Here is a 13,791-nt window from a genome sequence, read left to right as displayed (position 1 = left end):
TTCAAGTTAGCACAAATTTCTAACTTGAAAGTTTTTTAGTTTATCTAATTATGGCAATTGCTGTATCTTTTAAAACTTCTCCATCATATGTAATATTAGCATCAGAATAGTAAACAGGTTCAAACTCGTACATCATTAAGTCATTATATGTGACAGGCAGTTCTAAAATATATTGATAAGTTTCTCTCTGAGTGCTAAAAAGAGTGTTTTTATTGGTTTGAACAAGATTGTATAGTCCAATGGAATTTAGGTTGCCACTGAATCCCTTAACTATAGTAGTATCTAAACACTGAACATTAGAAATTTGAGCAGAGAAACCTTTTCTTCCTAAAACAATGGGGAATGCAGTTTGTTTGCTCATTAATTTATGGTAAAGTTTATCAAAATCATCAAATTCATCTGTTAGATATATATCATAACTAATATCTGCTAAAATTTCTTGTTTAATGATAGCAGTTTGACCTATTCCTACTGTAGTTTTTGGTAAAGCTCCCTCATTAGCAAAACCTGTTGTATTAGTTATTTGTTGAGTAAACTTAGTACCTAATCGAACAGGTTGAATTCCAATACCTACATTTTTTAGTTTATCTATATATTCTGGTTGTCTATGATTTTTGTAAGCATCTGCTAGTCCTTTATAACCTAAAACAGCTCCAATGATTCCTTTTAAAACAGTTATAGGTATAATGTCATAAGTCAAAATTAATTCGGTAGACATATCAAAGCTTGTGGCTTGCTTAAAACAGGCTAAATCACCACTTAAATTAAATGTCAGAACTCTCATTAGTTTTTACTCCTCTATATTAATTTTTCTAGCTTCAGCCATATCTTTAATTTCTACTCCATTTTTTTCTAAGGCATCCAGTCCAATAAATTCTAATTGAATATTTTGAGCAAGATAAAGTTCTATACTATGAATTGCTTGTTCGTTTTGAGCTAGGTAATTAGCTAATAAAGTAAAATCGATGAGATAAACATCATTTTTTTTAGTGGTTGAAATGTAGTGGTTAAAGTTAGGCTGAATTAGATCTTCATTTTCTTTCAACTCAATAAACATTCCGTATCCTACATAACTACCTGTTGAACTAGATTGATTGGTTTGTGCAGCCCTCAAGGCACCTTTTTTAAACCAGTTATAATCAGCTAATGTATAGGGTTCTACTTCAACACCTAAAACATTTTTAGAAAGCATATTAGGTTGAACAGTAAAATTATAGATGTAGTTAGCAAAATCTAGAAATTTACGACGTCCTAAAGTGGCTTGTAAATTGCCTTCTTTGGTAGAATACGCACCATTTATTTGAATAATTTGTTCTTCGGTTTCTTTATAATTATTTATAGCATAGCTTAATTGAGTCACTCCTGTTACTTTGACTTGTTTTTTATCAATAGGCAGTGCTACACCGAAATTTTTAACATCTTTTTTTGATAATACTAAGTTGAGTAAATCAATGGAAGTTAAATTTTTAAAATCGTCGTCATCTAAATCAAATAGATATTTGATTCGTTGTTCAAGGGTTCTAACCGCCAAATTACCTGTTTTGTCATGTTTATAAGCACTTGATTTAACTAGTACAGATTTATTACCATTTAATCTTGCAAAGTAATCTCTAATTAACCATTTCATTTTGTAATGTGTGGCATAAAAATCCCCTTTTGATGTTCTTCGACTACCTGCATTGTCACCTACTTCATTGTTAAAAGAAGCCATATTGGTAATAACACCAATAAATCCTGTAGAATTATTTTTTTTCATTGTCATGTGTATTCTCCTTACTTGTTTTATATTTAATAGAAACATTTTGTTGTAGTAGGGCATAAATAATATCTTCTTGGTTTGGAATGACAGCTTGTTTTGGTTGGTACTTTTTGAGATGTTTAATGCAACAAGCAAAATATTCTTTATCTGCAATCATCTCACTTTTTGTCATGGTTTTATATTTTTTTTGTAACGCTTTTCTTAGGTTAGGATCAATACTATTTGCTTCGGTTTGCTGTAAATCCATTGCTTTTTGTTTCTGGTTAATATAGTCTTGTTCAAGTTCAATAAAGACAAATTGATATTGTTCTTTATATTGAATTAAACTATTGAGCAACAAAGAATATCGTGTTTTTTTGATTAATTGGTTAATTAGCTTAGATGAGTTGTCGAGTGTGTTACTTTGTGTGTGTGTGATAACAGCATCAAATAGACGCAAATGAAGTTGAACAAGGGCTACAAGATATTCTTCATCATTATGAATACATCGTAAATCAATGTTTTTGGGCATAGTTGGACGGTGATATTGAATTAAACTATCCCAAAAATTTGTCATATTAGCGTAGATATCTAATGACTCACTTTTCGATAAAGTTTCATAACGAGAATTTAATAAAAGATCTTTTCTTAAATTGAAAAAGATGGAATAGAGTACATCAGTTGACTGATCAAATGCTCCAACAGATTTTATCAAATTATAAATTTTTTCAGATTCAGGACTTAACTTGTTTCCTTCAAAATATTTATTTTTGATTGTGCTGTTATCATCTTTTTTTTCTTTATTTACATATAGCTGATTAGGAACATGTTTTTCTTTACTACCAAAAAAAATTATATTAGCCAGTTGCTGGTAGTCTGTTACGTTTATTTTGTTATTATAATAGTTAAAGCTAAAGTCAAGGGGACGATAACCTTTAGGATTCCATTCGTTTAAAATAGAACATTCTGTAATAAAGTAAGCTTTTTTATCTTCTAAAACTTTATATCTTAAAGAACCAATGCTAGGGGTTAAAAGTAGTTGATTATCTTTTACATAAAAAGTTTTGATAGGATTTTTAGTGCTTTGGGCTAACGCTCTAATAAATAAATAAAGACTAATATTTTTATCCAACTTTTGTTCATATAGCATATCGTGACCGATATTTGGAGCACCTGTACGATTTAAGTACATCATTTTCTTTGATTCATTATGATTAGCAGAGATGGCTGAATAAAAGTAAGCGGTTTGATTATGGTAAATACCAGGTGTCCCTGCAAATAGACTATAGGAAAAATAAAGATAACTTTCATCTTTTAAAGTCGTTAAATCACACTCGTTAGATACAATGATATTCAACCGAATTGTTTTTATCTCACTGGGATACTCTGTTTCAAAATGCTGAATGATAGCTTCAATGAAATGTTTATTCTGCTGAATAATAGCTAATGTTTTAGGTGCTTGTTCTGACATCGAATCAATAGTTGGTTGGTAGTTGTTTAATACTTGATTAATCAGTTGCTTTTTCTTTTCTATGATGGCTTGTCGGTCGTTTTTTGTACCTGAAAGAGCAAAGGCTTTTTGTAGACTTTTTTGAATGTAGGATTCGCTAAAGCCATTTGTATAAAAATTTTGAGCTTTATCTATTTCTTTTTTTGAAGAAAGAAAATCTTTAACGTTAGCAATGGTAAATAATTTAGAATACACACTATTTAAACCACGTACACTATAAATTTGTTTGTTGCCACTAATAGCAAAACCATAAATCCCTACTTGTTTAATCTTATCTTCAAGGAGAGGATTGACTTCAGATTTTTTGCTAACAAAACTAGTACGATTAGCTAGAAAAGATTCTGTTAGTTCACTTTCATCATATATTTTTTCATCTAAAAATATATAAAGGCCACGATTAGGTTTGGCGTATTCCATTTGCTGTATTAAAGCTTCTTCTATATTAGCTGTATTCCATAATTCTCTTAGCATACTAATCTCCTTTCAAAATAATACTGCCAGCACCTAAGTAGCTAGATTTAATGCCCATGCCGTGTGTCATTAAATGTTGAGTGATTAACTTACCTAAAATACTGGTATCTACTAAAAAGTGTCCTTTTGTTCCAATTAGTTTTATACCATTTTCTTCATAGTGACCTATCTTAGGTTGTTTAATATCTAGTATATAAGTAAAATTTTCTGGAAGTCGTTCGCCAGTAATATATTCAAAGTCTGCTTTAATAAATTGGTTAAGATAGCGAAGAAATTCTTCTTTTTTTTCTTTAGAATCGGTTGGACGTAGAAAGTATATTTCTCTTTGACCAGATGAATCGTCTTTTAATAATAAAGGGTTTTTTACTTGAATAGTTGGAACAGCTCCTTTCCAAGTTTTATGGTCAATAATAATATCTAAAACTTTTAATTGATCACTTTCGAATAAACAATTTTCTAGTAAATTCATAAAATCTTGATTGCCACTAAAAATATAAAACTGACAGACATCTCCTTTGTCAGCTTTAAAGTAACCGTTGGCTATTTTTTCATTGGTTAAAGTTGAAAAGGTATAGCCTTTTCTTTCTCGACTTTCATGAAAGCGAGTCCATTCTTCGCTATTAGAAAAAACCACATTAATCAATTGACCAATGGCTTTACCAAATTGATTTTGAGTTAAATTTTCTTTGACTCGAACAGATACTGATGCTTGAAAATAAGTAATATCCATATTTTTTCCTCCTAATATTTTATAAACTTTGCCCAAATGGCTCAGGTTGAGTATGGAAAGCAATTGGTTCTTCTCCGTATTGTTCTACAAATATTTGTTTTATTTTATAATCTGTTATTTCACGTCGATAGGGATGAAGATTAATGAGAACATTTTTTCGTTTAATGTAATATTCATCATAGAAAGATAAGTCTTCTCCTAATTTTTGAGTGTACTCTTGATATTTTGTCATTAATTGTTTAGCTTCATCATTGCAAATATGATAATAAAAACAACTGTCTGTGGTAATTAGTCTCATCATTTGACTCACGTCTTTGAATGCTAATTGTTGAGTAGCTTGTCGTTGATTAAGATCTTGTTGACTTTTTTTAGCTAAATTTAAGACTTGAGACATAAAAATGGAGTAGTTTTTTTCTTCAAATTGTTGTTGAATAGCATTGACGCCTAGCGAACGGGTATAGGTTGTTTTTATTGGAGATAAAAAATCTGATGGTTCATAATTTATTACATAAATAAGAGAGTCTTCTGGCTTAAATTCATTACTGCGGTTGACTCGACCGCTCAATTGTTCTAATGAATCAAGAGAAGTTAAATTAACAATTGCAAGATTCATAGAAATATCTACTCCAGCTTCAATGGCATTCGTTGTAACTAAAACTAATTGCTTGCAAGTGTAAGAACCATCTGGATTTTTTTCTTTTAATTGGTCAATAATTTTTTGACGATCATGTTGAGAGGTATCTCCAGTATAGAGATGGACTTGCTGATTATTGGGTTTCAAGGCATCATAGATTTCTTGTGCATGTTTTTTTGTAACGGTTTGTATGAGAACTCTTTTATTGCTAATTTCTAATTGATTAAACAAATCTACTGCTGTATATCCTTTGTCATAAAATTCCATATTTAATTTATTTCGCTTAGTAAGTAAGGGTTCTTTTCTAAAAATATCTGGTTCTGACAAAGAAATAGTGGTCTCTAGTTTAGGGAGTGTGGCACTCATGAAAAGTAATTTAAAATGTAGTAATTGTGACATAATGGTTATTTGATTTAAAAATTGATTCATCAACAAAATATCTACACTTTGTAATTCATCAATAATAATTACACTATTTCTAAGAGATAATCTTTTCAGAGCATTTCCTTTAGAATGATTGAATAATAAGTTAAAAAATCTGACAAAAGTAAAAGTAGCATTGCGGTAGTTCATCAATTGATCATTTACGACCATTTTTGAAAAATCTACTTGAAATTCGTGATATTCTGTTCGAATAGGAGTGACACTGTCTAAACGTACTGCTTGGCTATCTAGCTCTTTGTTGGCAAAATCTAATTGGTTAGCAATAGCTAAGTAGGGGACAGACCAGTAAACTTTTTTTATATCATATTGGTTTAATATATAAGTAATAAAACGTTTAGCAGCATGTGTTTTACCAATCCCAACTAATCCTTCTAAATGAAATAAATTATTAATCGGTTTTATTTGTTTAAGGTGTGTATCCATATTTAAAATAAATTTAGACCGAATATCATTAATTGTTTTATCTACTTTAGGTAAAGTCTTTTGATAGTCCATAACTGCCTGACTTAAAGGGGACTGATTATAAGATAGGTTAAGGTATCTTTTTAAGCCATCATCGTAAGTGTCTTCTTCAAATTTAAAATCTTGTGCAAATTTTTTAGTGGCTAAAATATCTGACACACATAAAAGACTGTAAAAAACAAGACCTGCAGAGTAGGCAATCTCTCTAAATTCGGAAGAAGTATTAGTGAGTACCTCCTCAGTAATTCGACTAATATAATTGTTTTTCGCAACTGGTTCATTTAGAAAGTTAGGCATATAAGCAAAATAGTCGAATAATTCTGTTTCCTGTTTTAATGTCACTAAATCAAGTAAGTATTGATCGAAAGATTGTGAAAAAGTTTCAAGATTAGCTAAGGAAGTATGATGTTTAGCTATACATTCAGTCAAAATCAAAAGTAAAAGAGCATAATTAAACATTTCCCCGTTTGGCACATGTTCATTAATGTAAAGCGACATTTGATCAAAATAATAGATAGCTGATAATCTAGAATGATAAGTCAAATGACCACTTCCATGTGGTTTTTTCGCAACTTGTGCCATTTTGTAATATTGAAAATAGGGAGTGGCTTTGCCAAAATCATGCATGTACACTGCACTCTCAAACAGATAAGTCACTATATTTTCATCTAGTTGAAGCTTGTTAGCTATGTGATTAATAGTTCCTTGATTTAGTTGTTGTCTAAAAATTTGTAAGGATAATGCCGCATGGTCTTTTAAGAGTTCGTGTTGTGCTTTGTTTTGATGAGCATAAAGTGTTTCTGTATACTGATTTTTAATAACTTTTTCGAAAAGTCTATCTATATCTATAATTGATCACTCCTTAATTTTTATTGGTTTAAACATGAGATAGTTTTAAAGTTTAATACTATAAGTAAGTAAAAAGTTCGGTAATACAAGTGGTAATACAAGGTTATAATACTGTATCAAATAGAATGATTATAAAATCGCTGCATTATGTATCATAAATTGTCCAGTGTTTTAATACTATGATAAATAGAATGGTTCTAAAACGGGATAAAAATTGGTGGTCGTGATGTTTATGTTTTAATACTATGATAAATAGAATGGTTCTAAAACCTAAACAAAAAAATCAAAGTTTGACATATAGTTTTAATACTATGACAAATAGAATGGTTCTAAAACGTAGAGCTGCTAAAAATCTATCAAGACTTTGTTTTAATACTATGACAAATAGAATGGTTCTAAAACCGGAGGACAAGCAACTAAGACTTTTTACGCGTTTTAATACTATGACAAATAGAATGGTTCTAAAACAGAGAATGAAGTTAACTTAATTGCGTCCATGTTTTAATACTATGACAAATAGAATGGTTCTAAAACAAGCCCACAGACGAATGCGAATACGAGCGAGTTTTAATACTATGACAAATAGAATGGTTCTAAAACATCTTTGAATTTTTCAAAGGCATAGTTTGCGTTTTAATACTATGACAAATAGAATGGTTCTAAAACAGTGACTTAGTTAAAAAGGAGGTGAAATAAGTTTTAATACTATGACAAATAGAATGGTTCTAAAACCTTGCATGGGCGTATTATGTTAAGTGTTGCGTTTTAATACTATGACAAATAGAATGGTTCTAAAACTCCATTTTCTTCATCTTCCGAATAAGCAATGTTTTAATACTATGACAAATAGAATGGTTCTAAAACTTTAAATCGATTTAAATCATCATTTCTTTCGTTTTAATACTATGACAAATAGAATGGTTCTAAAACCTCGGCAAATAAATTTTAGTTAATAAATTTATAAGGTTATCAGCTCTCTAATGATATTTTATCATATTATTTTTCTTTATTCATGTAATAATAGACCTTTTAAAAAATACTGTGCAGTGAGTCTAAAAAATAAATTTTTAAAGCTAATTTTGAAGAGTCGTGGGTTATTTTCTTTAATTAGTCTAATTATTTAGCTGAATAGCCTCCGTCAATCACGACTTCCGCTCCAGTAATATAAGAAGCTTCATCAGATGCTAGGAAAAGAAGGGTGTTCGCCACTTCTTCAGGTTTACCTAAACGACCTAAAGGAGTATGGCTAATTAAGTAGTTAAGAGCTTCTTTCATCTCACTAACTGCTTCTGACATAGGCGTTTGGATGACTCCAGGATACACTGAGTTCACTCGAATATTAAAAGGAGCTAAATCAACTGCAGCTGCTTTAGAAATCGCACGGGTTGCTCCTTTTGAAGCGGTATAAGCATTTGTACCAGAACCAATCAAGGCAGTATAGGAAACAGTATTAACAATGGCTCCTCCGTTATTTTCTTTCATATAAGGAGTGACATGTTTTATCCCTAAAAAAGGTCCTAAAGAATTAATTTTATATTGGAATTCCCAGTCTTTTGGAGTAGTTTGAGCTAATCCTTTATCAGAAGAAACCCCTGCGTTGTTGATTAAAATATCAATTCTACCAAATTCCTCATTAATTTCTTTTAATACTTGTTGCCAATTTTCTTCAGAAGAAATATCTAGTTTTTTAGTAGTAATAGGTACTTCTTTTTTTAGTTGAGTTAAAGCTTCTTCATTAATATCACAAGCAATAACAGTAGCTCCTTCTTGGATAAACAACTCCACAGTTTTTCTTCCGATACCAGATGATCCTCCAGTAACGATAGCAACTTTATTTTGTAGACGGTTCATGTTAATCATCCTTTCCATATTTATTTATATCATTGAGCAGTATACATAAAAAGGTTAATAAAAAGCAAATAAATGAATCGCTTACTTTTGTGAAAAGGTTGTTAGATGATTTTTTTAAAAGTAACTGTTATAATGATGTTGGCAACAACTGTTTCACTTATGTTCTTTTAAAGATGTTTAATCGAATACAAAAACAGTTAATGAAACTGTTTTTCACACAAGAAAAAACGAATAACTGTTGTTATAATAAGGTTATTTCTAAAATGGAATAGAAAAAGTTTGAAATTAAATTAAACAGTTTTTCTGAAAAACAAAACAGATTACTGTATTATTTTTGACAAAAATGGTTTAATATAGTTGATGGGAATTATTTAGTTTAATTCTTAAAAAAGAGTATTACTTAACAAAGATTATAATCATAGATTATTTTAAATCTATTCAGGAGGTAACGAGATTATGAGTAAAACAAAAGTGGTCGTATTGGGTGCTGGTTATGCGGGGATGCGGACTATTAAAGAATTAGAAAAGAAAAATTTAGATATCGACATCACGTTGATCAGTAAAAATAATTATCACCATGAATCAACTGCCTTACATGAAGTAGCTGCAGGTACTTCAACTGCCAAAGATATTACCTTTAAAATTAATGATGTACTAGATCCAAAAAAAGTAACATTTATCGAAGAAGAAGTTACTCTTATCAATAAAGATGACAAAAGTGTCTCATTAAAAAATGGCGAAACAGTTCCTTATGATTTATTAGTTATTGGACTTGGCTTTGAGTCTGAATCTTTTGGTATTAAAGGAGTGGATGAGTTTGGTTGGCCACTAGTAGATATTCCTACTGCTCAAGCAGCTAAAAAACAACTGGATAAAAATCTTAATAATTATCAACTTTCTCAAGATGAAAAAGATTTAAGTATTGTTGTATGTGGAGCTGGTTTTACAAGTATTGAATATCTAGGAGAGATTACTAACCGTTTGCCAAAAATTTCAGATGAATTTAACTTCCCTATTGATAAAGTAAAGATTACTTGTATTGAAGCTATGCCAAAACTTTTACCTATGTTTTCAGAAGAATTATCTGATTATGGTATCGACGTATTGAAAAAACGTGGCGTTGAGTTTAAAGTAGGCACACCGATTAAAGAAATTAAAAAAGACGGAGTTGTCTATGAAGAAAACGGTGAGTTAAAAGAAATTAAAGCAAGTACTATTATTTGGACAACAGGTGTTCGTGGTAGCGGGGTTATTGGCGCTTCTGGTTTTGCAGAACGTCGTGGTCGTGTAATGGTTAATCCTGATTTAACGGTGCCTGATTATCCAGAGGTTTATATGATTGGGGATGTTAGTGCTGTAATGGATGAAAAATCTGGTCGTCCTTATCCAACAACAGCGCAAATTGCGATTGTTCAAGCAGATCATGTAGCTAAAAATATTGAACGACGTCTACAAGGTAAAGAACAAGAAGCTTTTGAGTTCGTTTCACAAGGAACAGTTGCCTCTTTAGGAAATAACGATGGAATTGCCCATGCCTTTGATAAAGATTTTAAAGGTTATGTCGCTTCTGTTATGAAAAAAGGGATTGCCAATAAAGCTGTCTTACAGGTAAGTAACTTTTCAACAATGATGAAAAAAGGTCGATTTGATTTTTATCACTAAGATAAAGAGATTAAAATAGGAAGCACTTAACTAAAAAAAGTTAAGTGCTTTTTTATTTGCTATCCTTTTAGGCTTTTTTTTGATAAACTAAGTGAAATAAGAGAGAAGGAGGAAAGATAAATGATAGGAAATTTATCTTATGAAACCGTCTATCTTTACTTATTAATCGCTTGTGTCGGAATGTCTGTGGTCTTATTAATGATTGGAGATATTTTTCAAATGGATGGACCGGTTGATCCTATGCTATTGGTTCCTTGGTTAGGGATTATTGCGTTGATTGGCTATATAGGTGAACGGTATAATCTGATTCATAGTGGGTTACTACTAGGTATTGCTATTGGAATTTCTACAGTATTAGTTTTTTTATTGAATTTTTATGTAGTTGTTCCATTAAAAAAAACCGAGTCCACCTTATCTAGTTCTGAAAAAGATTTAGAAGGTCAAAAGGCTTTAGTCATAACGCCAATACCTATCAAGGGAATGGGAGAAATTCAAGTTAAAAGTGTGACAGGTTCTATTACACGACCTGCTTCTCTTTATGTGATGCCAGATAAAGAGAGAGTTGCAATCAAGAAAGGTGAATCCGTTTTAATTATTGAAATTCATGACCGGGTTTGTTACGTTGTTCCGTATCAAGAAAACTTTAATTAAGGAGTGAAGAAGATGATTTTTGTGATTGGTTTATTTTTATTATTAATTGTTTTAATGTTGGTAGTTTTTGTTTCAAAATATCAAACAGCTAAGCCAGATGAGGCCCTTATTATTAGCGGAAGTTATTTAGGTAGTAAAAACGTTCATACAGATGAGTCAGGAAATAAAATAAAAATTGTTAGAGGTGGAGGAGCTTTTGTTTTACCAGTTTTCCAGCGTTCTAATCGTTTAAGCTTGCTTTCAAGTAAACTAGATGTTTCTACTCCAGAAGTTTATACAGAGCAAGGAGTACCTGTAATGGCAGATGGTACTTCTATTATTAAAATTGGTTCTTCAGTAGAAGAAATTGCGACTGCTGCTGAACAGTTTTTAGGTAAAACAAGAGAAGAATTAGAAAATGAAGCAAGAGAAGTATTAGAAGGTCATTTGCGTTCAATCTTAGGCTCTATGACAGTAGAAGAAATTTATCAAAACCGAGATAAATTTAGCCAAAGTGTTCAAGAAGTTGCCAGTGTTGATTTAGCTAAAATGGGTTTGATTATTGTTTCCTTTACTATTAAAGAGGTAAAAGATAAAAACGGCTACTTAGATGCTTTAGGTAAACCAAGAATTGCCCAAGTTAAACGAGATGCTAACATTGCAGAAGCAGAAGCGGAAAAAGAAACACGTATTAAAAAAGCAATGGCAGAAAAAGAATCTCAACAAGCAGAATTGGAAAGACAAACAGAAATTGCAGAGGCTGCGAAAGAAAAAGAATTAAAATTAGCTATCTACAAAGAAGAACAAGATATTGCTAAAGCTAAAGCAGACCAAGCTTATGGACTGGAAAGTGCTAAAGCACAACAAGAAGTAGTAGCCCAAGAGATGGAAGTTAAAGTCATTGAGCGTCAAAAACAAATTGAATTAGAAGAAAAAGAAATTATTCGTCGTGAAAAACAATATGATTCAGAAGTGAAGAAAAAAGCAGATGCTGACAGATATGCTAAAGAGCAAGAAGCGTTAGCTGCTAAAGCTAAAGAAATTGCAGAAGCAGAAGCAGAAAAATTTAGAATTGAAGCAATGGCTCAAGCGGAAGCAGAGAGAATTCGTTTAGACGGAGAAGCTCAGGCTCAAGCTATTGCGGCAAAAGGTCAAGCGAAAGCTCAGGCTAAAGAACAATTAGCTCAAGCGTTTAAACAATACGGAGAAGCAGCTGTATTAAGTATGGTAGTTGAAATTTTACCAGAGTTAGTAAAAGAAGCTGCTCAACCTTTAGGTAATATCGATAAAATTTCAGTAGTAGATACTGGACAGGGAGAAGGAACTACAAGTGGGGCTAACCGCATAAATCAATATGCAACGAACTTGTTAGCTACTTCTCAAGAAACCTTAAAAGAAACGACTGGCCTAGATTTAAAACAATTAATTGAAGGTTTTTCGAGTCAGGCTACAACTCAACAAGAGTCAAAGGATCATGTGACAGTAAATAACGAAAATAATTAGATAATCATTGATAAAAAACAATTCTTATTTTGTAAGAGTTGTTTTTTATTTTTCTATTAGGTGGTTAATCATAGGAATCTCATCATTTTATCATGGTATTTTATTAAAACGATATATTTTCGAATAAAAAAACGAATTAACTAGAATTTAATTGACAGTGTTATATTTATTTTTTAATATAGGGATATAAGGAAAAAGCGTTTTATTAATGTTTGACTAATAAGGAGGAAGATCATGAAAAAGTGGTTGAAATTAGGGAGTTTTGCGTTAATTAGTGCTTTATTGTTAACGGGATGTGGAAAATCTCAAGAGGATTCAAAAAAGGTAGAAACTAAAGAAGATGATACAGCTAAAACAGAGCAAGTATTTAAAGGGAAAACCATGAATGTTGTGACAACATCAGATAAGTATGTAGAATTATTTGATGAGTTTTCTAAAGAAACTGGAGCTAAGGTTGAATTTTTATCTATGTCTAGTGGAGAAGTATTATCTCGAATGAAAGCTGAAAAAGAAGAACCAATGGCAGATTTATGGTTTGGTGGTGGTTTAGATGCCTTTATGGAAGCTAAATCAGATGATTTATTAGAAAAATATCAAACTAAAGAAATTAAAGCATTGCCTAAAGATTACCGAGATGAAGATGGGTATTGGTTATCAAAAGGTATTACAGTGGCTGGTTTGTTAATTAACGATGACGTATTAAAAGAAAAGAATTTAGAACAACCTACTTCATGGGAAGAATTAAAAGATCCTAAATACAAAGATGAAATTATTATGAGTGACCCAGCAGTGTCAGGAACTATGTATGCTGTAGTTAAAGGGTTATTAGATAAGTACGGAGATGAGGGTTGGGATTACTGGAAACAAGTAGACCAAAACATTTCATTCTACGGTAAACGAGGAAAAGATCCACAAGAAAAAACAGCTGCTGGTGAATTTGGTATTGGTATTATTCCAGTGGACCAATCTGCTTTTGATGTAGCTGAGGAAGAAAAATTAACAGTAGTTTATCCAAAAGATGGTGTTCCTTGGGTACCAGAAGGTGTCGCTATTTTTAAAGGAAGTAAAGGAAAAGATGTTGCTAAAGGCTTTATCGATTTCATGTTAGAAGATAAACAATTACAAAAACTAGCAGAATTAGATGGAAAAGATAGTAATCAAGTGGTTAAACCTGGTATTAAAGGACTAGATTTAGGACTTAAAAAAGATCAATTAATTAAAGAAGATTTGTCAACTTTCGGTACAGACCGAGAAGCTATTTTAGAAAAATGGGCAACAATGGTTGGCGACAAATAAGTAAATAGATA

The 13,791-nt window shown here is 31.2% G+C and carries 10 protein-coding genes and 1 CRISPR repeat array; of the genes, 4 read left to right on the top strand and 6 right to left on the bottom strand.

Annotated features, from left to right (window positions below):
• Positions 1–40 precede the first annotated feature (40 nt).
• The 6 genes from cas5 to C7P63_RS04160 form a co-directional block, all read right to left on the bottom strand.
• Entirely contained in the window at positions 41–784 is a 744-nt protein-coding gene (gene cas5 / locus C7P63_RS04185) for a CRISPR-associated protein Cas5 (protein WP_125942894.1), read from the bottom strand.
• Positions 785–790: 6 nt separating this feature from the next.
• Positions 791–1,762, bottom strand: coding sequence for a type I CRISPR-associated protein Cas7 (locus C7P63_RS04180; protein WP_165863765.1), 972 nt, complete (start codon positions 1,760–1,762; stop codon positions 791–793).
• Positions 1,743–3,719 carry a hypothetical protein gene (locus tag C7P63_RS04175; protein ID WP_125942892.1) on the bottom strand — a complete coding sequence of 659 codons (1,977 nt, stop codon included), beginning with the start codon at positions 3,717–3,719 and terminating at the stop codon, positions 1,743–1,745. Before C7P63_RS04175 ends, C7P63_RS04180 begins: the two co-directional genes overlap by 20 nt.
• A 1-nt stretch (position 3,720) precedes the next feature.
• Complete coding sequence (locus tag C7P63_RS04170; protein ID WP_125942891.1) at positions 3,721–4,449, bottom strand: hypothetical protein; 729 nt, start codon at positions 4,447–4,449, stop codon at positions 3,721–3,723.
• Positions 4,450–4,468: 19 nt separating this feature from the next.
• Positions 4,469–6,808 carry a CRISPR-associated endonuclease Cas3'' gene (locus C7P63_RS04165; protein WP_279386792.1) on the bottom strand — a complete coding sequence of 780 codons (2,340 nt, stop codon included), beginning with the start codon at positions 6,806–6,808 and terminating at the stop codon, positions 4,469–4,471.
• A 132-nt stretch (positions 6,809–6,940) separates the two neighbouring features.
• Positions 6,941–7,768: direct repeats of the CRISPR family, unit length 36 nt; unit sequence GTTTTAATACTATGACAAATAGAATGGTTCTAAAAC.
• Between the two features lie 186 nt (positions 7,769–7,954).
• On the bottom strand, positions 7,955–8,689 hold the full coding sequence (locus C7P63_RS04160) for an SDR family NAD(P)-dependent oxidoreductase (protein ID WP_125942889.1): 735 nt from the start codon (positions 8,687–8,689) through the stop codon (positions 7,955–7,957).
• A gap of 456 nt (positions 8,690–9,145) precedes the next feature.
• On the opposite strand from C7P63_RS04160, the gene C7P63_RS04155 reads away from it, so the two are divergent.
• The 4 genes from C7P63_RS04155 (at position 9,146) to C7P63_RS04140 (ending at position 13,780) form a co-directional block, all read left to right on the top strand.
• Positions 9,146–10,351, top strand: a complete 1,206-nt coding sequence (locus tag C7P63_RS04155; protein ID WP_125942888.1) for an NAD(P)/FAD-dependent oxidoreductase — start codon at positions 9,146–9,148, stop codon at positions 10,349–10,351.
• Positions 10,352–10,471: 120 nt separating this feature from the next.
• Entirely contained in the window at positions 10,472–11,002 is a 531-nt protein-coding gene (locus C7P63_RS04150; RefSeq protein WP_125942887.1) for an NfeD family membrane protein, read from the top strand.
• A gap of 12 nt (positions 11,003–11,014) precedes the next feature.
• Positions 11,015–12,484 carry a flotillin family protein gene (locus C7P63_RS04145; protein WP_125942886.1) on the top strand — a complete coding sequence of 490 codons (1,470 nt, stop codon included), beginning with the start codon at positions 11,015–11,017 and terminating at the stop codon, positions 12,482–12,484.
• A 234-nt stretch (positions 12,485–12,718) separates the two neighbouring features.
• Positions 12,719–13,780: an ABC transporter substrate-binding protein gene (locus C7P63_RS04140; RefSeq protein WP_125942885.1), complete on the top strand. Its 1,062-nt coding sequence runs from the start codon at positions 12,719–12,721 to the stop codon at positions 13,778–13,780.
• The last annotated feature ends 11 nt before the right edge of the window (positions 13,781–13,791 follow it).

This window comes from Vagococcus humatus, from assembly GCF_003950325.1.
In the GTDB taxonomy this organism is placed as follows: Bacteria; Bacillota; Bacilli; order Lactobacillales; family Vagococcaceae; genus Vagococcus_C; species Vagococcus_C humatus.
Note: the sequence above shows the minus strand (reverse complement) of the source record. Positions and strands in the feature narration are given on the sequence as shown.

Excerpts from the sequence above, each read along its gene's own strand:
- cas5 (WP_125942894.1), bottom strand. The coding sequence starts at position 784 with ATGAGAGTTCTGACATTTAATTTAAGTGGTGATTTAGCCTGTTTTAAG.
- C7P63_RS04180 (WP_165863765.1), bottom strand. The coding sequence starts at position 1,762 with ATGACAATGAAAAAAAATAATTCTACAGGATTTATTGGTGTTATTACC.
- C7P63_RS04175 (WP_125942892.1), bottom strand. The coding sequence starts at position 3,719 with ATGCTAAGAGAATTATGGAATACAGCTAATATAGAAGAAGCTTTAATA.
- C7P63_RS04170 (WP_125942891.1), bottom strand. The coding sequence starts at position 4,449 with ATGGATATTACTTATTTTCAAGCATCAGTATCTGTTCGAGTCAAAGAA.
- C7P63_RS04160 (WP_125942889.1), bottom strand. The coding sequence starts at position 8,689 with ATGAACCGTCTACAAAATAAAGTTGCTATCGTTACTGGAGGATCATCT.
- C7P63_RS04155 (WP_125942888.1), top strand. The coding sequence starts at position 9,146 with ATGAGTAAAACAAAAGTGGTCGTATTGGGTGCTGGTTATGCGGGGATG.
- C7P63_RS04150 (WP_125942887.1), top strand. The coding sequence starts at position 10,472 with ATGATAGGAAATTTATCTTATGAAACCGTCTATCTTTACTTATTAATC.
- C7P63_RS04145 (WP_125942886.1), top strand. The coding sequence starts at position 11,015 with ATGATTTTTGTGATTGGTTTATTTTTATTATTAATTGTTTTAATGTTG.
- C7P63_RS04140 (WP_125942885.1), top strand. The coding sequence starts at position 12,719 with ATGAAAAAGTGGTTGAAATTAGGGAGTTTTGCGTTAATTAGTGCTTTA.